Origin of the sequence: Gemmatimonas sp., from assembly GCF_031426495.1 — a bacterium.
Classification (GTDB): domain Bacteria; phylum Gemmatimonadota; class Gemmatimonadetes; order Gemmatimonadales; family Gemmatimonadaceae; genus Gemmatimonas.
The window spans coordinates 1-21,015 of record NZ_JANPLK010000083.1 but is presented as its reverse complement, the minus strand read 5'-3'; the positions used below and the strand labels follow the sequence as shown (position 1 = coordinate 21,015).

The 21,015-nt window shown below is 65.5% G+C and carries 22 protein-coding genes; 16 read left to right on the top strand and 6 right to left on the bottom strand.

The window, feature by feature from the left end:
* The first annotated feature begins 15 nt into the window (after positions 1-15).
* From RMP10_RS21550 to RMP10_RS21540, 3 genes are read left to right on the top strand one after another with little or no spacing between them, the layout of a single operon-like run.
* Positions 16-444: a response regulator gene (locus tag RMP10_RS21550; RefSeq protein ID WP_309672466.1), complete on the top strand. Its 429-nt coding sequence runs from the start codon at positions 16-18 to the stop codon at positions 442-444.
* Entirely contained in the window at positions 392-892 is a 501-nt protein-coding gene (locus RMP10_RS21545) for a chemotaxis protein CheX (protein ID WP_309672467.1), read from the top strand. Before RMP10_RS21550 ends, RMP10_RS21545 begins: the two co-directional genes overlap by 53 nt.
* A complete protein-coding gene (locus tag RMP10_RS21540; protein ID WP_310572140.1) occupies positions 889-1,995 on the top strand; it encodes a chemotaxis response regulator protein-glutamate methylesterase in 1,107 nt (368 codons plus the stop codon). Before RMP10_RS21545 ends, RMP10_RS21540 begins: the two co-directional genes overlap by 4 nt.
* 24 nt (positions 1,996-2,019) lie before the next feature.
* Here RMP10_RS21540 and RMP10_RS21535 read toward each other — a convergent pair whose 3' ends face one another.
* A complete protein-coding gene (locus tag RMP10_RS21535) occupies positions 2,020-2,700 on the bottom strand; it encodes a HAMP domain-containing sensor histidine kinase (protein WP_310572139.1) in 681 nt (226 codons plus the stop codon).
* A gap of 75 nt (positions 2,701-2,775) precedes the next feature.
* On the opposite strand from RMP10_RS21535, the gene RMP10_RS21530 reads away from it, so the two are divergent.
* The 6 genes from RMP10_RS21530 to RMP10_RS21505 all read left to right on the top strand — a co-directional run bounded on the left by RMP10_RS21530 (position 2,776) and on the right by RMP10_RS21505 (position 7,449).
* Complete coding sequence (locus RMP10_RS21530) at positions 2,776-3,372, top strand: hypothetical protein (RefSeq protein ID WP_309672470.1); 597 nt, start codon at positions 2,776-2,778, stop codon at positions 3,370-3,372.
* A 7-nt stretch (positions 3,373-3,379) separates the two neighbouring features.
* Complete coding sequence (locus tag RMP10_RS21525; protein WP_310572138.1) at positions 3,380-4,033, top strand: DNA-3-methyladenine glycosylase; 654 nt, start codon at positions 3,380-3,382, stop codon at positions 4,031-4,033.
* Between the two features lie 49 nt (positions 4,034-4,082).
* Complete coding sequence (locus RMP10_RS21520) at positions 4,083-5,456, top strand: TIGR01777 family oxidoreductase (protein WP_310572228.1); 1,374 nt, start codon at positions 4,083-4,085, stop codon at positions 5,454-5,456.
* Positions 5,457-5,730: 274 nt separating this feature from the next.
* A complete protein-coding gene (locus tag RMP10_RS21515; RefSeq protein WP_309672472.1) occupies positions 5,731-5,991 on the top strand; it encodes a hypothetical protein in 261 nt (86 codons plus the stop codon).
* Positions 5,975-6,943, top strand: coding sequence for a prohibitin family protein (locus RMP10_RS21510; protein WP_310572137.1), 969 nt, complete (start codon positions 5,975-5,977; stop codon positions 6,941-6,943). The genes RMP10_RS21515 and RMP10_RS21510 overlap by 17 nt, the downstream gene beginning before the upstream one ends.
* A 5-nt stretch (positions 6,944-6,948) precedes the next feature.
* The gene (locus RMP10_RS21505) at positions 6,949-7,449 is read left to right on the top strand and encodes a hypothetical protein (protein ID WP_310572136.1); all 501 of its coding nucleotides are present in this window, start codon (positions 6,949-6,951) and stop codon (positions 7,447-7,449) included.
* Between the two features lie 141 nt (positions 7,450-7,590).
* Here the strand turns inward: RMP10_RS21505 and RMP10_RS21500 are convergent, their stop codons facing one another.
* The 4 genes from RMP10_RS21500 to RMP10_RS21485 form a co-directional block, all read right to left on the bottom strand.
* On the bottom strand, positions 7,591-8,685 hold the full coding sequence (locus RMP10_RS21500) for a dihydrodipicolinate synthase family protein (RefSeq protein WP_310572135.1): 1,095 nt from the start codon (positions 8,683-8,685) through the stop codon (positions 7,591-7,593).
* Positions 8,672-9,706 carry an NAD-dependent epimerase/dehydratase family protein gene (locus RMP10_RS21495; RefSeq protein ID WP_310572134.1) on the bottom strand — a complete coding sequence of 345 codons (1,035 nt, stop codon included), beginning with the start codon at positions 9,704-9,706 and terminating at the stop codon, positions 8,672-8,674. The genes RMP10_RS21500 and RMP10_RS21495 overlap by 14 nt, the downstream gene beginning before the upstream one ends.
* A gap of 7 nt (positions 9,707-9,713) precedes the next feature.
* Positions 9,714-10,496, bottom strand: coding sequence for a lysophospholipid acyltransferase family protein (locus RMP10_RS21490; protein WP_310572133.1), 783 nt, complete (start codon positions 10,494-10,496; stop codon positions 9,714-9,716).
* Between the two features lie 205 nt (positions 10,497-10,701).
* Complete coding sequence (locus RMP10_RS21485; protein ID WP_310572132.1) at positions 10,702-11,190, bottom strand: SufE family protein; 489 nt, start codon at positions 11,188-11,190, stop codon at positions 10,702-10,704.
* A gap of 77 nt (positions 11,191-11,267) precedes the next feature.
* On the opposite strand from RMP10_RS21485, the gene RMP10_RS21480 reads away from it, so the two are divergent.
* From RMP10_RS21480 to RMP10_RS21470, 3 genes are read left to right on the top strand one after another with little or no spacing between them, the layout of a single operon-like run.
* Complete coding sequence (locus tag RMP10_RS21480) at positions 11,268-12,236, top strand: HlyD family efflux transporter periplasmic adaptor subunit (RefSeq protein WP_310572131.1); 969 nt, start codon at positions 11,268-11,270, stop codon at positions 12,234-12,236.
* 8 nt (positions 12,237-12,244) lie between these two features.
* Positions 12,245-13,009, top strand: coding sequence for an ABC transporter ATP-binding protein (locus tag RMP10_RS21475; protein ID WP_310572130.1), 765 nt, complete (start codon positions 12,245-12,247; stop codon positions 13,007-13,009).
* The gene (locus RMP10_RS21470) at positions 13,006-14,139 is read left to right on the top strand and encodes an ABC transporter permease (RefSeq protein ID WP_310572129.1); all 1,134 of its coding nucleotides are present in this window, start codon (positions 13,006-13,008) and stop codon (positions 14,137-14,139) included. Before RMP10_RS21475 ends, RMP10_RS21470 begins: the two co-directional genes overlap by 4 nt.
* Before the next feature lie 2 nt (positions 14,140-14,141).
* On the opposite strand, the gene RMP10_RS21465 is transcribed toward RMP10_RS21470, so the two are convergent.
* Positions 14,142-15,125, bottom strand: a complete 984-nt coding sequence (locus RMP10_RS21465) for an aldo/keto reductase (protein WP_310572128.1) — start codon at positions 15,123-15,125, stop codon at positions 14,142-14,144.
* Between the two features lie 115 nt (positions 15,126-15,240).
* On the opposite strand from RMP10_RS21465, the gene msrP reads away from it, so the two are divergent.
* The 4 genes from msrP to RMP10_RS21445 all read left to right on the top strand — a co-directional run bounded on the left by msrP (position 15,241) and on the right by RMP10_RS21445 (position 20,991).
* Positions 15,241-16,182: a protein-methionine-sulfoxide reductase catalytic subunit MsrP gene (gene msrP / locus RMP10_RS21460; RefSeq protein ID WP_310572127.1), complete on the top strand. Its 942-nt coding sequence runs from the start codon at positions 15,241-15,243 to the stop codon at positions 16,180-16,182.
* An 8-nt stretch (positions 16,183-16,190) separates the two neighbouring features.
* Positions 16,191-16,853, top strand: a complete 663-nt coding sequence (locus tag RMP10_RS21455) for a protein-methionine-sulfoxide reductase heme-binding subunit MsrQ (protein ID WP_310572126.1) — start codon at positions 16,191-16,193, stop codon at positions 16,851-16,853.
* 63 nt (positions 16,854-16,916) lie between these two features.
* Positions 16,917-19,766, top strand: a complete 2,850-nt coding sequence (locus tag RMP10_RS21450; RefSeq protein ID WP_310572125.1) for an EAL domain-containing protein — start codon at positions 16,917-16,919, stop codon at positions 19,764-19,766.
* Positions 19,750-20,991: a hypothetical protein gene (locus RMP10_RS21445; RefSeq protein ID WP_310572124.1), complete on the top strand. Its 1,242-nt coding sequence runs from the start codon at positions 19,750-19,752 to the stop codon at positions 20,989-20,991. Before RMP10_RS21450 ends, RMP10_RS21445 begins: the two co-directional genes overlap by 17 nt.
* Positions 20,992-21,015 lie beyond the last annotated feature (24 nt).

Genomic DNA, 21,015 nt, shown 5'->3' with positions numbered 1-21,015 from the left:
ACTGGAACCCGACTCATGGCCTTTAACGTTCTCGTAGTCGACGACAGTGCCGTCATGCGGCAGATGGTCGTGCGCACCCTCAGGATGAGTGGACTTCCGCTCGGTACGGTCCACGAGGCCGGCAATGGCGAAGAAGGACTGTTCGTCCTACAGGAACAGTGGATAGACCTGCTGCTCCTGGATATCAATATGCCGGTGATGAATGGCGAGGAGATGCTGCGGCGTCTGCGCGCCGCACCGGAAACCGCCTCGCTGCCTGTCATCGTGGTCTCCACGGAAGGCAGCGAAACCCGTCTGGCGGCGCTCCACGAATTAGGTGCCGAGATTGTCCGTAAACCGTTCGCGCCAGAGACCCTGCGCGATACCATTCTGCGTGTTACTGGAGTTACCGATGCCGAGTACTACGGTCCAGTCCCTGTCGCGAGCGACGACAGCGACTTTTGAGGAGCTCGCGCTCCTTTTTCCGGAGCATGAGCTTTCGCCGGAACAGGCCGCGGCCCCGCTCGACGTCGCGGTGTCGGTGGAGTTCCGCGGCCCGCTCCGCGGTCGCCTCGTGCTGCGTGCCACGTCCAGTATTCTGTCGTCGATCGCGGCGAACATGCTGGGCGAGGATGCGTCCCGTCAGCGTCCCCTGCAGCGCGATGCGCTCGGAGAGATCGCGAACGTGATCTGTGGCAACGTGCTGCCCGTGATCGCAGGTGTCGAGGCCGTGTTTCATCTGTCGGCGCCGCATGTCCACGAGGGCGTCGACGTCGTGTCGCGCGATGACGACGCGCCATCAGCGAGCATCATGTTCGGAGTAGAAGACGGTCGCGCCGAAGCGGTGCTCTACTTTTTCGGAGAACGTGACGGTGCGGAGCCGCTCTCCCAAGGTGCTGTGAGCGCCGCGTGACGACGACGCTCACACCGGGTGCTCCGCTGCCCGGCTCCGGCTCACCGCTGCGCAAGCCAGGTGTGGTGCGCGTCCTGATCGTGGACGACTCTGCACTTGTGCGTCGTATCCTCTCCGACGCGCTGTCGAAGCATGACGACATCGAAGTCGTCGGCACGGCCACCGATCCGTACGTCGCGCGTGAGCGCATCGTGCAGTTGCGGCCTGACGTGATCACGCTCGATATCGAAATGCCGCGCATGGACGGACTGTCGTTTCTGTCCAAGCTGATGCGGCACTTCCCGCTGCCGGTCGTGGTGGTGAGCTCACTCACTCCGCAGAACAGCGAAACGGCACTACGTGCGCTCGCGCTGGGCGCAGTGGATGTCATCGCCAAGCCGGGTTCGTCTCTTGCCGCCGGCGATGTCGCGGAGGAGCTGGTGCGCGCGGTGCGTGCCGCATCGCATGCGCGCGTCGTAAAGCGCGTGGACACCGCCGAGGCACCGCCGGTGCCCGGCCGCTCGGCGATCGCGTCGCTGAACACCACCAACAAGATCATCGCCCTCGGCGCCTCTACCGGTGGCACACAGGCGCTTGAGCACGTGCTTCGACGGTTTCCAGTCGATGCGCCAGGCACGGTGATCGTGCAGCACATGCCGGAACACTTCACCCTCTCGTTCGCCAAGCGACTCGATCAGGTCTGTGCCATGCGGGTGCAGGAGGCGAAGGACGGGGACTTTGCCGTGCCCGGTCTCGCGCTCGTGGCGCCGGGCGGAAAGCATCTGGTGCTGCAGGCGAGCGGCGCGCGGTGGGCGGTGCGCGTGAAGGACGGTCCCAAGGTGCATCACCAGCGTCCCGCCGTGGACGTGCTTTTTCAAAGCGTCGCGCGGAGTGCCGGACGCAATGCCGTGGGCGCGCTGCTGACCGGTATGGGTGCCGACGGCGCCAAGGGCCTATTGGCCATGCGCGAGGCTGGCGCCTACACCGTGGCGCAGAACGAAGAGACGTGCGTCGTGTACGGCATGCCGCGTGAAGCGGTCAAGCTCGACGCGGCGGTGGATGTGCTGCCGCTCGACCGCATCGCCGACGCGCTGCTTCACGCGGTCGCCGCCAACCGCGTCTAGCGCGGGTCGCGCAAGGTCCCCGCGCTACGCGGGAAGGGTGACGCGCACTCGGGTGCGCGCACCGGCGGCCCCGTCGATCCGATCAAACTGGATCGAGCCGCCAATCGTGTGTACGAAGGCGGCGACGATAGCGAGTCCGATTCCGGCTCCGCGCACACCCTGCTTGGCCGTCACGAACGGCTCGGTGAGCGTCGCCTGCAAGTCGGCCGGAATACCCTCGCCCTCGTCCTCGACGTCCACCGTGACGGTACTGCCCTGCGTCGCGCTGCGCACCACGATCACGCTGCCCGCCGGGGCCGCGTCGAGGGCGTTGCGGAGCAGCTCGATCATCACGTCCCGCCACCAGCTGGGGTCCGCCTGAATCTGGCCGCCACCAAGGTCCACCTCCACAATCCGACCGCCTAGCTCGGCCGCCAGGAAGTCGCATGCGTCGGTGATGCCGTCGTCCACCAACGTGGGGCCCCGTCGCATGTTCCCCGCACGTGAAAACTGCGTGACGCGCTGGATATACCGAACGGTCGCGTCAGCCGCCCGATGGATCTCGGCCACGTCGGCATGCATCGGATCGCCCTCGGGGAGATCGGAAAGCAGCAGCTCGCTGTAGGTCCGGACGACGGTCGAGAAGTTGTTGATGTCGTGCGAGACCCGCCTGGCAAAGCGCACCAGCGCGTCGGTATCGGACACCGGATTTGTGGAGGTGGCCATATACGCCGTAGAATATGCTCCACGGTAGTAAGCACAACTGTCACTTTTCGTCCGTCTTCTCCGGGAGCTCGAACCATGTCGTTCCGAACCAGCTGGATCCTGACCCGTGCTGCGGCGCTTACGATCACCGGCGCCACGCTCGGTGCGCAAACCCCGCCGCCGGTGGCCCAACAGATCACGGCGGCGATTCAGGCGCTGCCGAAGGAGCTGCGCGACGGCGCCGGCGTGATGGGGTACAAGACGGCGGGCAAGCTGGAATGGCTGCGTCCCGCGAAGAACGGCATGATGTGCTTGGCCGACGATCCTGCCGAAGAGCAGTTCCATGTGTCCTGCTACCACGACTCGATGGATCCGTTCATGGCCCGTGGCCGCGCCCTGCGTGAGTCCGGCGTGAAGGGAGCCCAGGTCGATACCGTGCGCTTCGCCGAAGTGAAGGCGGGCAAAATCAAGATGCCGACGGCTCCGGCGTCGCTGTATCAGATCTTTGGCAAGAAGGACGCGTTCGATGCGGCATCGGGTACGGTGAAGCAGGGCAACCCGCTGTTCGTCGTGTACATCCCGTTCGCGACGACGGCGACCACGGGCATATCGACCACGCCGTCGGATACGAAGCCGTGGCTGATGTTTGCCGGCACCCCGAAGGCGCACGTAATGTTCTCGTTGACGATGTGAGCCGTCGTTGACGATCGTTCGATTGACGCCGCGCCGCCTCAAGGAGGCGGTGTCGGCGCTCAGTGCCAACGACCCGAAGATGGCGGCGGCCATCGAACGCGTGGGCCCGTGCACGATGATCCCGCGTGTCGATGGGACGCACTTCGATCATCTGGCGCGCGCCATCGTTTTTCAACAGCTCTCCGGCGGTGCGGCGTCCACGATCTACGGGCGCTTCAAAGAGCGCATCGGTGGTGGCACCGACGCGCCCACGCCGGCGCAGATTCTGGCGGCAGATGAGGCCACGCTTCGCGCCTGCGGACTCTCGACGGCGAAGACACGCGCGATCGTCGACCTGGCGCAGCATGTCGACGATGACCGTCTGCCGCTCGCCGTCATCGACACGATGGACGACGAAGCGGTAATCGACGCCCTGGTCGCGGTGCGCGGGGTGGGCCGCTGGACGGCGCAGATGTTCCTGATGTTCCGGCTCGGCCGTCCCGATGTGCTCCCGGTGCTGGACCTCGGGGTACGGAAGGGCGCGCAGCGGATCTACCGCATGCGAGCGCTGCCGGAAGCGGACCGCCTCGTCAAGGTGGCGCGGAACTGGCGTCCGTGGGCAAGCGTTGCCAGTTGGTACTGCTGGCGGGTCCTCGATCTCGAGGATGCCGGCGGCTGGTAGCGCAGGGGCAGGTGAATGCGGGTCGCCGCAGTGGAGAGTGCTCGTGTCGATGCAGGAATTTCGGAAGCAGGTGCAGGCCCCCGTGCCCGTCGAGGCGCTTTTCGCCTGGCATGAGCGGGCGGGCGCATTCGAGCGTCTGTCGCCGCCGTGGGATCGCCCCAAGGTGCTCGAACATACCGGCGGCATTCGTGACGGGGCCAAGGTGGTGCTGCAGGTGCACGCCGGTCCCGTCCCGACCACGTGGACGCTCGAGCATCGGGATTACATCGCGAATCGGCAGTTCCGTGATGTGATGCGCGACGGACCCTTCGCGGCCTGGGAGCATACGCACGGCTTCACGCCGGTCGACGCCCACTCGAGCACGCTCGACGATCATATCCGCTACCAGCTTCCGCTCGGTGGGCTGGGCAATGCGGTGGCGGGTGGATACACGCAGCGCACGCTGGAGCGGGTGTTCGCCTATCGCCACGCTGTCATGCTCGGTGATCTTGCGCGACATGCGCCGTTCGCCGAACGGCCACGCTTGCGGATCGCGATCACGGGCGCGAGCGGCTTCATCGGCACGCAGCTCGCGGCGTTTCTGTCGACGGGCGGACACGAGGTGATCCGCATCGGACGCAGCGCGCCGAAGCCCGGTAGTCACGCTATCCAGTGGAACCCCGAGCGTGCTCAGCTCGATCCGCGCGCGCTCGAAGGCGTGGATGCGGTGATCCATCTGGCCGGTGCATCGATCGCGTCGCGCTGGACCGCGGAACATCGCGCGGCGCTGAAGAGCAGTCGCGTGGAAGGCACGTCGCTGCTGGCGCACACCCTCGCACAACTGTCGCGCAAGCCGCGCGTGCTGCTCAGTGGTTCGGCCATCGGCATCTACGGCAGCCGCGGCGACGACGTGCTCGACGAGCGCAGCACATTGGGCGGCGACTATCTCGCCGACGTTGGCCGCGCGTGGGAAGCGTCGACGGCACCGGCCGAGAAGGCGGGGATTCGCGTGGTGCATCTGCGCACCGGCATCGTGCAAGGCGCGGCCGGTGGCGCACTCGGCACGCAAGCGCCGCTGTTCCGCTATGGTGCCGGCGGCACGCTCGGACCTGGCACGCAATGGGTGAGTCCGATCGCGCTCGACGACGAGATCGGCGCCATCCATTTCTGCCTGATGCGCGATGACATTCGCGGGCCGGTCAACATCGTGGCGCCGACGGCGGTCACGAACGCGGAGTTCACGAAGGTGCTCGGCGCCGTCCTGGGTCGCCCCACGATCGCACACGCGCCGGGATTCGCGCTGCGGTTGTTGCTGGGTGAGGAGATGGCCAATCTCACCGTGCTCGCCAGTCAACGCGTCGCGCCGCGCGTACTGCGCGAGGCCGGGTTTGTGTGGCGTCTGCCGGATCTCGAGTCGATGCTGCGGTTTGAGTTGGGTGAGTAGGCAAGAGCAACGGCAACAGCGGGAACACGGATCGGGGAGGATGACACCGATCGCACAGATAAGCGAAACGCGCTTTTGGTTTATCAGTGCAATCGGTGAGATCCGTTTTCTCCGTGTTCCGGCTGTTGCTTTTCGTTTTTCGATATCGAGTGTAAGCTGGTGCCTATCTCATTGTAGAACAACAAGATACGGGCACGTTGCGGCCGCGTGGCGGCACCGTCGTGCCGATCGATGACACTTTTCCGACGCGCGCACCGTATTATTCAGTAACTATATGAACGCCATCATGCTCGAGAGCGCCCTCTTTATCGCCCTACTGGCGGTGGTCGGCGCTCTTTTTGTTACGGCGCTGGGCTTTACCCCATTTGGTCGCCGGATTCGGCAGTCGGCCAATCGCAAGCGCATCGATCGCCAAGCCGATCTCACGTGCCCGATTCACGGGTTGCAGCGCGAAGAAGACCTCGTGCGACTTCCCACGGGTGAACCGTTGTGTTCCCATTGCTATAAGGAGGCCGTCCATGGCCACATCGATTGATTCGACGCTCGACGAACTTCGCAGCTCCATGCGCAACCCGCTGACGGGCATGCCGGGCGGTGGCGGTGGTCGTGGAGGCGGCATTTTCATCAAGCTCGCTGGCGCATTTGTCGCGTTACTCGTGCTGCTCTTCTTGGTGCGCCCGTCGGTTACGTACATCGAGCCAGGCCACGTCGGCATCGTGATTCATCGCGGTGGTGGCGGTGTCGATCCCACGCCGCTGGGCCCCGGCTTCCACATGCGGAACCCGCTCATGACGCAGATCCAGGAGTATCCCACGTTCATGCAGACGCTGGTGCTCACCAAGGCCGTAACGGAAGGCTCCGAGCAGAACGACGAGATCAACGTGAACTCGGTGGAAGGCCAGCCGTTGTCGCTTGATGTGTCGATGAGCTTTGAACTGCGCGCCGACAAGGTGCCGGCGCTGTATCAGACGTTCCGCACGGATGTGCAGACGATTTCACACGGCTACATCCGTCAGGCTATTCGCCAGTCGCTCCAGGAAGTGGTCGGCAACGAGGAGATCGCCGCGATTCTCGGCCCGAAGAAGGCGGAAGTCGTCACGCGCACGCAGGCCAACCTGCAGAAGCGGCTCGACCCGTACGGCATCGACGTGCGTCAGTTCACGCTCAACGAGTTCCGCGCGCCGAAGGCGGTCATGGACGCGATCTCGCTGAAGAACGTCATGCAGCAGCAGGCGCTCACGGCGCAGAACGAACTACAGAAGAACACGTTTCAGGCGCAGGGTGACAGCATCAAGGCCGTCGGTCGCGCCAAGGCGATCATGGCGGAAGCCGAAGCGCAGTCCCGCGCCAATGATCTGCTGTCGAAGAGCATCACAAGCACGCTGGTGCAGTACGAGATGGCGAAACGCTGGAACGGGCAGATGCCGCAAGTGACTGGCGGCGCGATGCCGATGCTGCAGCTTCCCGGCTCGAAGAATCCGGAGTAATCGACATGCCCGTGGTGCATTTCGATGCGTTGCCCGATGATGCGCGGGCGTGGGTGTTCGGAGCGGCGGCACCGGTGGTCGGCGCCGCTGCCGAGTCGCTGCTGTCCACCGTGGATGCCCATCTCGCCAACTGGCGTGCCCACGATGCACCACTGGAGTGCGCGCGTGAATGGCGCGATGATCGCTTCCTCGTGATCGGCGTGGATGAAGCGGCCACCGGTGCGACGGGATGTTCGATCGACGGGCTCTTTCACGTGCTCCGGGACATCGAATCGCTGGTCGGCACCACGCTGGTGGGCGGCGGCTCGGTGTATTGGCGCGATGCGGCGGGTGCTGTCGTATCGGGCGCGCGGCCGGTGTTTCGCGAAGCAGCGGCGGCGGGTGCGGTGGTGCCGGAGACTCACGTGTTCGACACCACGATCACCACCGTTGGCGCGTATCGGAGCGGCTTCGAAAAGGCCGCCGCGGACAGCTGGCATGGAAAGCTGTTGCCGGTGGCGCGGTAATGCATACATCGCTGAACTGATCACGCAGAGGAAACGAGAGAGCGCAGAGGTCGCAGAGAACAACGCTCTTCTCTGCGATCTCTGCGCTCTCCAGCAGTTCTCTGCGTGATCAGTTCAGCGATGTATGGATCACACGACACATCACGCCAGAAATTCGTCCAGCCGCTCCGCCACGAAGTCGTCGTCCGCCAAGTCCGGATACTGTTCCGACAGCCGCGCCAACGCCTCGCCTTGCCCCGGCGAGAGCTGCTCGTGCGTGTCGAAGGTCCACGTGCCGCGCACGAGTCCTCGCAGCCGTAGTATCTCGAGGATGCCGGGCAGGCACCCCCGGTAGCCGTGCGCCGCGTCGAAGATCACGGCGTTGGCCATCGTGAGCGCCGCGCCGCGGGTAAGCCACTTACGCGGCATCGTATCCGCACCCGATGCACGCCACGTCTGAATCTCGCGCAGCATCTCGACCGCGCGTGACGTCCACACCGCCCACTGCCCGAGCAATCCGCCCACGAAGTGGCGCGTGTACGCGCGTCCGCCGCTGGTGACCGGCACGTCGGTCACCAGGTCGGGCACGATCGCATCATCGTTCCCGGTGTAGAGCGCGATGTCATCACGCCCGGCATCAGCGAGCGCGCGCACCACCTCTAGGGTCGCATAGCGGTCGAACGGCGCCACCTTGATCGCGACCACGTTCTGGATCTCTGCGAACTCACGCCAGAACGCGTACGACAGCCGTCGTCCGCCCACGGCCGGCTGCAGGTAAAAACCGAACAGCGGCATCACCTCGGCTACGCGCGCGCAGTGGGCCAGAATCGCCGTATCGGTCGCGTCGCGCCACGCACCCAACGACAGCAGACCGCAGTGGTACCCGAGTGCCTGCGCGATCTGTGCTTCGCGTACGGCCTGCGCGGTATCACCGATCAATCCTGCCACTCGTACGAACGGCCGCGGATCGCGCGATAGCGCGTCGCTCGCGGTTTCCGCCGCGAGTTCCAGTACCGGCCGGTACAGGCCGATCTTGGCATCGTGAATGGGAAAGCCTGTGGTGTGCACGCCGACCGCCATGCCACCGGCTCCCGCCGCTAGGTAGTAGCGTGTGAGCGCGCGTTGATGCTGCTCGTCCATCGCGCGCGTGGGCAACAAGGCGAGCGGATGCGCTGGAATGACCTGACCCATGTGCAAGTGACGGCGGATGTCGAACGCGTCGACCGCCTCGACTGCCTCGCGCTCAGTATCGACCATCGCGCACCTCGAACTTCGTGGGCTTGTTCAGCAATCGACCACCGGCGCGGATCCACTGCACGGCCCACTCGCACAGCATCTCAAGCGGCAGTGCCGTGTAGGGCAGACGCTCATGGAGCCGGTCGATGTTCGCGATCAACGCATCGTCACTCGGCGCGCCCGCAAACACCGGCGCCGCACCGGCAATGCTCCCCACGCGTTCGGCGATGTCGCGCACTGCGACTACCGGTCCGGTCACGTTCATCGCGACCGACGCGTCGCCGGTCGGCCGCGCGGCCTGCGTGAGCGCACGTAACGCGAGGCGGTTGGCATCGCCCTGCCAGATCACGTTCACGAACGCGGTCTCGAGCGAGACCGGCGTGCCGTGCAGCACGTTGTGGGCGATGTCGGTCACGACGCCATACCGAAGATCGCAGGCATAGAACAAGCGATACAGCAGCAACGGCGACTGTGTGCGTCGGGCAATTGATTCGAACACACGCTCGCGACCGATGCACGACGCGGCGTACTCGCCGTCGGGCACCAGCGCATCGTGCTCTCGGGCGCCGCCAAGTGCCACGGCTTGTCGTCCGTACACGTTGCCCGTCGAAAAGCACACGATTCGTGAGCCGGCATATCGTTGCGCGGCGATCGCGGACGCCACGACGTTCTGCGTCCAGGTGCCGACGGGGTCGCCGGTGGATCCGAACTTTTGTCCGGCCATCCAGAGCACGTTGGGCGCGTCGGGCAGCGCCGCCACCGCGGCTGGATCGGCGAGGTCGGCGCGGACGGTCTCCACGCCGTGCGCCTGCAGTGCGGCGACGGCCGACGTATCCGAGAATCGCGACACGGCGATCACGCGACGCGACGGATCGGCGATGGCCCGACGCGCCATGCGAGCCACGGTGGGGCCCATCTTGCCGCCGGCGCCGAGGATGAGCACATCACCTGACAGCGACGCGAGGGCGGCGATGGTGTCGTCGTCGGGCGCCGACAAGAGGGCGTCGAGCTCGAGCTCGGTGGTCGGCGCCCCGGTCGTCATGACGAGATCAGGCCGTCGTTGACGCGGCGGTGTCGTCGCCCACGCGCACGCCCAGCTCGGCGGCGAGCACGCGGCGCCCTGCTTCGATGCGGTCACGCGTGAGCTGCTTGAGCGTTCCGATGTCAGCAAGCGTCATCCCGGTGGTGGAAATCGGCTCGAGCAGCTGGGCGATCGCGCGGGCCGGCAAAAAGCGGAAGGTCCCTTTGGCCATGGCGTGGCGCGTCCCCGTCACGGCGATGGGGAGAATCGGGGCGCCGGATTCGATCGCGAGGCGGAAGGCCCCGTCCTTGAACGGCAGCATTTCCCACGTACGCGAGCGCGTGCCCTCGGGGAAGATCATGACGGAGACCTTCTTAGCGAGGCGATCGCGACACTGCAGAATGGCGTCGGCAGCGGAGTCGCGATTGCCTCGCACCAACTTGATGTCGCCGGCCATCTGCATCATCCAGCCCATGCACGGAATCTTGAACATGGTGTCCTTGCTCAGCCACTTCATCTCCCACGGGAAGCAGCTGATCAGGAACACGTCGGCGTACGACTCGTGATTGGCCACGACCACGTACGGGCGGCGCGCATCGGCGAGTGAGCCCCGGGTGTGGAAGCGCCAGAGGCTATTGAGTCGTAGTGCCGTGACGCCAACCAAGCGGAAGGCGCGACCGGCGGCATAGCGGCCCGGATCGAAGGGGGCGGTGATGGCATAAATCAGGGCGACGACAGGCGTCCCGAGCATCACGACGAGTACGGTCTCCGTCCAGGCCCACCAGTTCTGCAACGTTCGCACCAACCGCATGGCCGCGCTCAGCTGGCGAGAGTGACGACCGGCGCGCGCATCGGCGCGGCGTCTTCGGCGGGAACTCCCAGCGAACCGTTCGTACGGACGGTGATGGTGATGGGCATGAAAACAGTATGGAGTAAGAAGTATGGAGTAAGAAGTACGGAATACCGAGTACGAAGTATGGAGTAAGAAGTATGGGGTACGGAGTCGGGGCAATGCGCTATTCCGGGGCCGTCGTCGCGCTGTGCGCGGCAAATCGTTTGAGGCGCGCAATCATGGCGGACAGGCCGGATTCGCGGGCGCCGAGCCCGATGTCCTGCATCAGAAGCCGCACGAAATCGGCCGGAAGGGCGAGCGTGACCGCCGGCGGCTGATCGTTGACGGCCGCGAAAGTGATCGCGAGAACTGCGGCCACCGTTGGCGACTGCCGGGCATTGACGTCGGCATAGAAATGGATCGTGCCGTCGTCCTGCCGTTCCGGAAAGATATCGACCCGGGTCTGGCATTCGGGCACGGTGAACGCCGTTCGATCGAGGCTGGCCAGTGCTTCCGGCAGCGGCTCGAGCTTCTTCGACCAACCCAGCAGCGCCTGCATCTTGTCTTCCCGCTCGAGCACGCGGAACTGGCGGAGGGTGCGGGCGAGCGACGCGGGCAGCGCTTCCTCTCCCGAAGACGGATCTGTAGGGGTTGGCGGGGTGGCGTGGGACATGCTGGAATGCAATGTTGCCGAGGTCGGCCGGTCAAGCGTGTCCGGTGCGGTGCGTGTCTCTCTTCGTGAGTGATTTCGTGATAGTGCGTGCTTTCCCGCTCGTCGCGCTCGTGCCGCTGCTGTTGCTCGGCGGCTGTTCACCGTCGTCGGCCCCAGATACGGCGGTCGGGACCCTGGAGATGGTGGAAGTGGACGTCGGTCCGCTGCAGCCGGCCCGCGCCCTCCGGGTCATGGTGCAGGAAGGAGATGTCGTGCAGGCCGGCGACACCTTGGTGCTGTTCACGACGCCGACGCTGGCCAGCTCCACCGCGCAGGCCGAAGCTCGCGCCGTGGCGGCGCAGGAGGCCTCGCGCGAGTTGGCCAGCGGGGCGCGTCCGGCAGAAATCAGCCGAGCGCAGGCCGACCTGCGGGCCGCCGAGGCGGATGCCGATCGGACGGCGGCAGATTTGGCGCGACTCGAGCCGCTCGCGGCCAAGGGCGATGTGAGCCGTGCCTCGCTCGATGGTGTGCGAGCCGCGTCGCGGGTGGCGGCCGGTCGCCGCGATGCCGCCCGTGACGCGCTCCGACTGATTCAGGACGGAGCCCGCCGTGAGCGGCGCCAGGCGGCGGCCGCTGAGGCGCGCGGGGCGCAGGCCGTGGCCGACGGTTGGCGCGCCACCGCGAACGACCTGGTGCTGCTCGCACCAGTGGCCGGGGTGGTGTCGAGCCGCAACGTCGAGCCGGGCGAAGTGATGGCGGCCGGCCAGAGCGCGATCACGGTGGCCCAACCATCGCGTCCGTGGGCACGCATCTATGTGTCGCAGTTTGTGTTGCCGACGCTGCATCCGGGCGACTCGCTCTCGGCGCGCCTCGATGGTGATACCACGCTGTTCCGCGGACGCATTTCCGCGATCGCGACGAGGGCCGAGTTCACGCCGCGCGTGGCGCTCACCGACCAGGAACGCGCCGATCTGCTGTTCGGTGTGAAGGTGGAGTTCGCCGACAGCACGCAGCGACTGCGCGCCGGCATGCCGATCTCGGTGCTGTTACCGCGCACCCGCAAGTGAGCGATCCGGTGAATTCCGTCGTGCGCACGCGGGCACTACGCAAAGCCTACGGCGAGCTGGTGGCGGTCGCTGGACTCGATCTCGAGATCGCGCGCGGCGAGGTGTTCGGTCTGCTGGGCCCCAACGGGTCGGGCAAGACGACCACGATTCGCATGCTCTGCGGCCTGGTCGTGCCGACGAGCGGCACGGCGGAGGTGGCGGGACTCGACGTCAAGACGAATACGGAAGGGGTGCGTCGTCGTATCGGCTATATGTCGCAGCGATATGGGCTGTACGACGAACTCACGGTGGCGGAGAATCTGCGCTTTTACTCCTCCGTATACGGACTGGTGGGGCCCGCTCGCGAGCAACGGCTGGCCGACCACGTGGAGTCGTTGGGGCTGGGCTCTCGATTGCAACAACGCGCGGGTACGCTCAGTGGTGGGTGGAAGCAACGGCTCGCCCTTGCCTGCGCCACGGCGCATCACCCCGACCTGGTATTTCTCGACGAGCCGACGGCCGGTGTCGATCCCGCCGCGCGCCGCACGTTCTGGGAGACGATCTACCAGCTGGCGCGCGAAGGCACGACGATTCTGGTGACGACGCACTACATGGACGAGGCCGAGCGCTGTCAGCGGCTCGCGTTCCTGTCGCGCGGGCATTTGATCGGGCTCGGTACACCAGCGGAAGTGGTGAAGCAGTTCAACGCCGAGACGATCGAAGATGTGTTCGTGATGTTGCAGCAGCGCGATGAAGCTGACGAGGCGATGGCGGTGACCGGCAAGCCGTCGTGAACGCGTTGTATGTGCGGGTGCAACGATGGACAGTGTGGCCGATGCTGTGGAAGGAATTTCTGCAGCTGCGTCGCGATCGGCTCACGTTCGCCATGATGACGGTACTGCCGGCCATTCAGCTGCTGCTGTTCGGCTACGCGATTCAGACCGACGTCCGACGTTTGCCCACGGTGGTCGTCGACGAATCGCGCACCAGCGAGAGTCGCGCGCTCATTCAGGTGCTCGCCAACACCGACAACTTTACGTTCGTAGCCTCGTTGCCCGACCGTGCGTCGGCCAAGCGATGGATCGAGCGCGGTGCGGCGCGCGTGGCGCTGGTGATTCCACCGGAGTATCAGCGCAATATCCGCGGTGGACACACGGGCGTGGCGCAGATGCTCATCGACGCCGCCGACCCGCAGAGTTCCGGCGCCGCGATCTCGGGCGCGCAGCTGGCCGCGCAGGCACGCGGTGCGCAGTTGCTGGCCTCGCAGTACAAGATCCGCCCGCCGGTCGAGATTCGCGTGCGCCCGTGGTACAACCCGGCGCAGAAGAGCGCCACGTTCATCGTGCCGGGTATCGTCGGCATTCTGCTCACGATCACGATGACGCTGATCACGAGCACGGCGATCGTGAAGGAACGCGAGCGCGGCACGCTCGAGCAGCTCATCGTGACGCCGATCAGTCGCACGAGCCTCATGCTCGGCAAGCTCATCCCATTCGTGTTGGTCGGCTATGTGCAGATGTCGGTGATTCTCGCCCTGGGCGTCATGTTCTTCGACATCCCGATCATGGGTAGCCTCGTGCTGCTTTATGCGCTGGCACTGGTGTTCATTGTGGCCAGTCTCGGTGTCGGGCTGCTCATCTCGACGGTGGCGCGCAGTCAGCTGCAAGCCATGCAACTGAGCTTCTTCTTCATGCTGCCGAACATTCTGCTGTCGGGCTACATCTTCCCGCGCGCCGCCATGCCGGTGCCCGCGCAATGGGTGGGTGCGGCGCTCCCGCTCACGTGGTTTCTCGACATTTTGCGTGGTGTGTTGCTCAAGGGTGTCGGTATGCGCGATCTGTGGACACAGCTCGGCGTGTTGTCGACGTTGGCGCTCGTATTGCTGGTCGTGTCGGTACGGCGGTTCTCCAAGACGTTGGATTGAGCCTACTCGTGCCCCTTCACCGCGTGTGGTCGATACGACGCTTCGAGTCGCGTGATCTCGTCGGCGGACAACACGATGTCGACGGCGCCGAGAGCTTCGTCGAGTTGGTACATCTTGGTGGCGCCGATGATCGGGGCCGTCACGGCGGGCTTTGACAACAGCCAGGCCAGGGCGATCTGCGCCATCGGCACGCCGCGTTCACTCGCGATGGAGCGCGTGGCGTCCACGATCTCCCAGTCTTTCTCGCCTTCGTACAGGCCCACGGCGTACGCGTCGTGGGCGGCGCGCGTGGTGGACGTGCGGTCGTCGAGGGCGGTGCGTGTACCGGCCAGGAGGCCGCGGGCCAGCGGAGACCACGGCAGTACCGCGATCCTTTCCGATGCGCACAGCGGAATCATCTCACGCTCCTCCTCACGGTAGAGAAGGTTGTAGTGATTCTGCATGCTCACAAAGCGCGACCAGCCTTTGAGGTCGGATGTGCCGAGGGCGCGCGCGAACTGCCATGCCCAGCCGGAACTCGCGCCGACGTAGCGCACCTTGCCCGATTGCACGAGGTGGTCGAGGGCGGCGAGCGTTTCCTCGATCGGTGTGTTCGGGTCGAAGCGATGGATCTGATACAGGTCGATCGTGTCCACGCCAAGTCGCGTGAGGCTCGCCTCGCAGGCTTGCACGATGTGCTTGCGGGAGAGACCGCGCATGTTCGGACCGGGCGCCATCGGCCAGTACACTTTGCTGGCCAGCACGATTTCTTCCATGCGACCGTATTCACGCAATGCTCGGCCGGTGACCTCTTCGCTCATGCCGAGGGCGTACATGTCGGCGGTGTCGAAGAAGTTGATGCCGGCCTCGATGGCGCGGCGGAAGAACGGGCGGGCGTCCTCCTCGCTGAGCACCCAGGGGCGCCAGCCGGGGGTGCCGTAGCTCATGCAGCCGAGGCAGAGGCGGGACACGGAGATCCCGGTGGAGCCGAGCGTCGTATATCGCATGGGGACGAATCGCAGGAAGTGACCGGACCAGAAGCTGTGCAGGCGCAAAATTCGGGAACCGAACAGCGTGCTCGCCGCTAGAATGTATGCACCCTACACCCCGACACCGACGCCCATGCTGATTCGCCGCCCCGACGACATCCCAAGCTCCGACATCACGCCGGAAGCCGTGTACCAGAACCGTCGTGCCTTTATCGGCACGGCCGGCGCGCTGGCGCTGGGCGGACTGGTGGCGCCGTCGGCGCTGCAGGCCATGAGTTTCGATGGCGGCACAGCGGGCACCTTTCCGGGGCTGCAGGCGGACGACAAGCTGACGCCCGAGGAAGACGCGACCAGCTACAACAACTACTACGAGTTCGGGACCGGCAAGGACGAGCCGAGGGATCAGGCCAAGAACTTCAAGCCGATGCCGTGGACCGTGAATGTCGAGGGGCTGGTCAAGAAGCCCCGCCCGTACTCGTTCGACGAGCTGGTCGGCAAGCTGCCGGTGCAGGACCGGGTGTACCGCCATCGCTGCGTGGAAGCATGGTCGATGGTGATTCCGTGGCAGGGGGTGCAGCTCAAGGATGTCGTGGCGCGTTGCGAGCCGCTGCCGGGTGCCAAGTTCGTGGAATTCACCACGCTGTACGATCCGCGCCGGATGCCGGGGCAGGCCCGGGCCGTGTTGCCGTGGCCGTACAAGGAGGCGCTGCGCCTCGACGAGGCCAATAACCCATTGGCGTTACTGGCCACCGGCATGTACGGGAAGGCACTGCCGAACCAGAATGGGGCGCCGCTCAAGCTCGTGGTGCCGTGGAAGTACGGCTTCAAGGGCATCAAGGCGATCGTGAAGATCAAGTTCACGGACAAGATGCCGAACACGACCTGGAATGACGCCAATCCCAGTGAGTACGGCTTCTACGCGAACGTGAATCCCACGGTCGATCATCCCCGCTGGAGCCAGGCCAAGGAGCGTCGGATCGGACAGTTCCTGAAGATCCCGACGCTGCCGTTCAACGGGTACGCCAGCCAGGTTGCGTCGATGTACAGCGGTATGGATCTGCGGAAGAACTACTGAGCCCTCGAATGCCGTCCGTGCTCGCGCGCGCCGAATCCCCGATTCGGCGCCTGATCCGTCCTGCGCTGTGGCTGCTCGTGATCGTGCCCGCCATCGTGCTGGTGGCGCAGTTGCTCCTGGATCAGTTGGGTGCCGAACCAATCGAGGAGCTCGAGCATGCCTCGGGCAAGTGGGCACTCCGCTTGCTGGCGGCCTCGTTGGCGGTCACCCCACTCATGCGGCTCACCGGCTGGGGCTGGATGGTCGCGCAGCGTCGGTTTCTGGGGCTGGCCGCCTTTTTCTGGGCGCTGGGGCATTTGAGCGTCTACATCGTGCTCGACCAGTTTTTCGACTGGCCGGCGATCGGCGAAGACATCCTGAAGCGGCTGTATATCACCCTCGGGATGCTCGCCTTTGTCCTCATGATCCCGCTGGCGCTGACGTCGACCAAGGCCGCAATCCGCAAATTGGGCGGAAAGCGGTGGAATCTGCTGCACCGCCTGGTCTACGTGTCGGCGATTGCCGGCTGCATTCATTTTCTCTGGGCAGTCAAGAAGGACCTGGTCGAGCCGATCATCTATGTAGCGGTATTCGTGGTCCTCTTCGCGCTTCGCTTCATCGTGCGCAAGCCGGGTCCGCGGGCCCCGCGGTCCGCTCCTCCTGACGCCGCGGTGACTCTGCCGGCAGCGTGACGGCTCGGACCCGAGGGACGTCCCTCTTGTGGGAATCCTCGACTCACTCCGACTCCGCATGCCATGCCCTCACCCGCCGACGCCGACTCGCGTCGATCGGGCAGTTACCTGACGACCAGTCTCCGGCGATCGCTCGACAGCATCCCGGTGATTGGTGGTCCGGTATTTGGGGCATCCTGGGATCGCCCGATTCTGGCTGCCCTGATTGGATACACCGCGCTGGTGACCACGTGGCTGGCGCTGGGAGCGCCCGGCGCCGAGCCGGGCAGCTGGACGCGTAGCTTCGCGCCGCAGCTCGTCGCGCTGCTGGCGATCGTTTGTGCCTCGCGTGCCGGCCGCGAACTCGCCTTCGACCTCGGCACCCGACGATTCTGGAGAACGGTCGCTGGTGCCCTGTCGATCTTTCCGGTTGCTCGACTCGCGATCGACGTGGCCGTGCGCCCGGTGTCGCCGGACGGTGCCGATCTCGCAGTGATGATCACGCCGGTGGTGGCCGAAGTCGTGTTACTGATGGCCTTCCTCTGTCTGCCCAGTGCGCCGCGCAGTGCCGTCGATCGCGCGAAGCTGTTGCTCGATATCACCACCGTCGGCGTGGCGGGGTTGCTTGTCATGTGGTACGGCCTGTGGATGATCGGCGGCAGTAGTATCGCGGTGCGCCCGTTCACGATCCTGCATGTCCATGCCACGCTCGAACTCATCGTGATTCTCGTGGCCTCGGTGTTGTGGCGCCGAACGGTGCTGCAGCATCGCGCGAATGTGCTCGTGGTCCTGTCGACTGCCTTGCTACTGCAGTTCATCGTGCACGTGCTGGCGATCGTGCAGATGACGCAGGGGATTACCAATTTCGACGTCGTTCGCATTGCCTCGCCGGTAACCTTCGCGCTGATGGCGGCCGCGGCATGGGTCAGCATCGCGACGGTGATGCATCGGCAGGTTCGTGTGCGCAGTGAGCGCGATCAGCTTACCGCGAGTGTCATTCCGTTCGCCGCCGTGCTGCCGGGGTTTGCCCTGCTGCTCAAGTTGGCGTTTTCGGGTACGCCGCACGCTGGCGGGACGCAGCCGCTGCTTGGCCTCGCCATCGGCGTGGTCGTGCTCACCGCGCTCGCCTTCGCCCGCCAGTTCATGTCCACGAAGGATGCCGTGCGCCTCCTCGCCGAGTCGACGGCCCGCAACAACGAGGCGCGCTTTCAGGCACTCGTGCAGCACAGCAGCGACGTCATCATGATCCTCGATCCCGATGGCACCATCCGGTACGCGAGTCCCTCGATGGCGCTGGTGTTCGGTCACGACCCCGCCAAGCTGGTCGCGTCGCGCATCGAATCGATCCTGCACCCCGAAGACCTGTCGTCGGCGCTGCAGTTTCTCGAGGAACTGGCCCGTTCGAACCGCCTGCGCACCGGTGGGGCGACGCCCGGCGTGCTGAAGCGCGAGTGGCGCATCCGCCATGCGAATGGCGCCTGGCTGACGGTCGACAACGTGGGCACGAACCTGCTCAGCGAGCCGGTGATCCGCGGCTTGGTGCTGAACACGCGCGATGTGACCGAGCAGAGCGTGATCAAGCAGCAGTACATGCATCAGGCGTTTCACGATCCGCTCACGGACCTCGCGAACCGCTCGCTCTTTTTGTATCAGGTGGGACACGCGTTGGCGCGGGCGCAGCGGCAGTCGAACGCCGTCACCGTGCTCTTTCTCGATCTCGACAACTTCAAGACGGTCAACGATTCGCTCGGGCATGCAGCCGGCGATCGATTGCTAGTGGAGGCGGCGCGTCGACTGGCGACGTGTGTACGCGACAGCGACCTGATTGCCCGGCTCGGTGGCGATGAGTTCGCGGTGCTCGTCGAAGACACCGCTTCGGTGGACGAAGTGCTCGCCATCACGAATCGCGTCGGCGTCGCGCTGAGCAGGCCGTTCGTCCTTGGCGGGAAGGAAGTGTTCGTGAATGCGAGCATCGGTATCGCGCGCAGTGCGCGTGGGGAAAGCACCGATGAACTGGTGCGCAATGCCGACGTGGCGATGTACGTGGCGAAGACGCGCGGGAAGGGGCAGCACGTGCTGTTCGAGCCGGAGATGCACAAGGCCGCACTCGATCGACTGGTGGTGGAAGCAGATCTCCGTCGCGCCATCGAACACGATGAGTTCATGCTGCAGTATCAGCCTATCGTGGCCCTCGAGACGGGCGATATCATCGGCGCCGAGGCGCTGGTACGCTGGATGTGCCGCGATCGCGGGACAGTCCCGCCGGGCCTGTTCATTCCGATTGCCGAGGAGACCGGCCTGATTGTGCCGATCGGTCGCTGGGTGCTGCGCCGCGCGTGCCGTGAAGCGAAGCGCTGGACCGACGAACGCGGGTTGCCGGTGCGGATCACGGTCAATCTCTCCGGGCGTCAGTTGCAGGAGCCCGGGATCGTGGATGATGTGGCGCAGGCGCTGGCCGATTCGGGGCTGGCGGCCGCTCAGCTCGTGCTCGAGATCACGGAGAGCATGCTGATGCACAACACCGAGCTGTCGATGGAGCGCTTGAACGCGCTTAAAGCACTCGGGATCTCGCTGGCCATCGACGACTTCGGGACAGGTTATTCTTCCCTGAGTTATCTGCAGCGCTATCCGATCGACATTCTGAAGATCGACAAGGCGTTCGTGGATGTCATCGATAAGGGAGGCGAAGGACCGGTCCTGGCCAGCGCGATCGTGGCACTTGGAGAGACGTTGCGGATGAACACCGTGGCTGAGGGCATCGAAACGGAGGCGCAACGCGGCCACCTGCTCACCCTTGGTTGCGAGCTCGGACAGGGCTACCTGTTCGCGCCGCCGCTGGATGCCGAAGACTTCTGGCATCTGCTGCTCGCCCGAGGTGCCCGGACGCCCTTTACCACACTCCGGCGTCGCGAAATGAGTGTCAAAGCCGCATAAGCCCGACCACGTCATCCCCGCGCGACCTGCCCGACCGGCTCGTGCCCCCCGTCCGAATACCACATCGATCCCGACGGAGCTTCCGTCGGGCTTCGACGCGTTTGCGATTGCCGCCCCTGGGCTGGCCCCGCTGGTGGCGGCCGAATGCGTCGCGCTCGGCATCACGCCCCGCGATGTCAGTCCGGCCGGCGTCGCGTTCAATGCCACGGCGGAGCAGCTGTTCACGGTGAATCTGTGGTCGCGCTTGGCGAGTCGCGTGCTGGTGCGTCTGGCGGAGTTCGAGGCGCGCGATTTTGCGACGCTCGAGAAGATGGCGTCGCGTGTGCCGTGGCAGATGGTGCTGTCGCCAGGTGCTGCTGTCCGGCTCCGCGTGACGTGCCGGAAATCGCGGTTGTATCACTCGGATGCCGTGGCGGAACGCGTGGCGCGCGGCATCACCAACAGCATCAAGGGCTCGCAGGCGCTCGGTCGGGCCAGGGATGACGAAGAGGACGACGACGGCAACACGCAGTTGATCGTGGTGCGCTTCGACCACGATCGGTGCACGATCAGCGCCGACAGTTCGGGCGCGCTGCTGCACCGGCGTGGCTGGCGTCAGGCGATCGCGAAGGCGCCGCTGCGCGAAACGTTGGCTGCGGCAATGCTGGCTGCCTGCGACTGGCACGGCGAGCGGCCCCTGGTGGACCCGTTCTGCGGATCGGGCACGATCGGCATCGAAGCGGCACTGCGCGTCCGTCGCATGGCTCCCGGGCTCGGTCGTGAGTTCGTGATGGAGCAGTGGCCCGGTGCCGATGCGTCGATGCACGCGCGGGTCCGTACGGCGGCCAAGGCCGAACAATTGCCCGCGGTAGGTGTGCCGATCGTGATGCGTGACCGCGATGCCGGCGCGTGCAAGGCTGCCGTGGCCAACGCTGAGCGCGCCGGTGTGCTGGCCGACCTCGTTATCGAACAGGGGCCGCTATCGGATACGTCACTCGAGTCGATCGGTTCGGCCGGATTGGTCCTGACCAACCCGCCGTACGGACTGCGCATCAGTGACGGTGCCGACCTGCGTTCACTGTACGCCCGTCTGGGCGATGTGGTGCGCGCCGGCAGCCGCGCGTGGCAGCTTGGGCTTCTGGTGCCCGATCGCGTGCTGGCGGCGCAGACGCGGCTCACGTTCGATGCGGTGATGCGCACGGCGAACGGTGGATTGCCGGTCGAGGTGTTGCTGTCGCGGGTGTAGGGCTACCCGTCGGACTTCAAGGGG

Bases quoted from the DNA above. Each gene is read 5' to 3' on its own strand.
- RMP10_RS21550 (WP_309672466.1), top strand. From the start codon at position 16: ATGGCCTTTAACGTTCTCGTAGTCGACGACAGTGCCGTCATGCGGCAG.
- RMP10_RS21545 (WP_309672467.1), top strand. From the start codon at position 392: ATGCCGAGTACTACGGTCCAGTCCCTGTCGCGAGCGACGACAGCGACT.
- RMP10_RS21535 (WP_310572139.1), bottom strand. From the start codon at position 2,700: ATGGCCACCTCCACAAATCCGGTGTCCGATACCGACGCGCTGGTGCGC.
- RMP10_RS21530 (WP_309672470.1), top strand. From the start codon at position 2,776: ATGTCGTTCCGAACCAGCTGGATCCTGACCCGTGCTGCGGCGCTTACG.
- RMP10_RS21520 (WP_310572228.1), top strand. From the start codon at position 4,083: ATGCAGGAATTTCGGAAGCAGGTGCAGGCCCCCGTGCCCGTCGAGGCG.
- RMP10_RS21515 (WP_309672472.1), top strand. From the start codon at position 5,731: ATGAACGCCATCATGCTCGAGAGCGCCCTCTTTATCGCCCTACTGGCG.
- RMP10_RS21510 (WP_310572137.1), top strand. From the start codon at position 5,975: ATGGCCACATCGATTGATTCGACGCTCGACGAACTTCGCAGCTCCATG.
- RMP10_RS21505 (WP_310572136.1), top strand. From the start codon at position 6,949: ATGCCCGTGGTGCATTTCGATGCGTTGCCCGATGATGCGCGGGCGTGG.
- RMP10_RS21500 (WP_310572135.1), bottom strand. From the start codon at position 8,685: ATGGTCGATACTGAGCGCGAGGCAGTCGAGGCGGTCGACGCGTTCGAC.
- RMP10_RS21495 (WP_310572134.1), bottom strand. From the start codon at position 9,706: ATGACGACCGGGGCGCCGACCACCGAGCTCGAGCTCGACGCCCTCTTG.
- RMP10_RS21490 (WP_310572133.1), bottom strand. From the start codon at position 10,496: ATGCGGTTGGTGCGAACGTTGCAGAACTGGTGGGCCTGGACGGAGACC.
- RMP10_RS21485 (WP_310572132.1), bottom strand. From the start codon at position 11,190: ATGTCCCACGCCACCCCGCCAACCCCTACAGATCCGTCTTCGGGAGAG.
- RMP10_RS21465 (WP_310572128.1), bottom strand. From the start codon at position 15,125: ATGCGATATACGACGCTCGGCTCCACCGGGATCTCCGTGTCCCGCCTC.
- msrP (WP_310572127.1), top strand. From the start codon at position 15,241: ATGCTGATTCGCCGCCCCGACGACATCCCAAGCTCCGACATCACGCCG.
- RMP10_RS21455 (WP_310572126.1), top strand. From the start codon at position 16,191: ATGCCGTCCGTGCTCGCGCGCGCCGAATCCCCGATTCGGCGCCTGATC.
- RMP10_RS21450 (WP_310572125.1), top strand. From the start codon at position 16,917: ATGCCCTCACCCGCCGACGCCGACTCGCGTCGATCGGGCAGTTACCTG.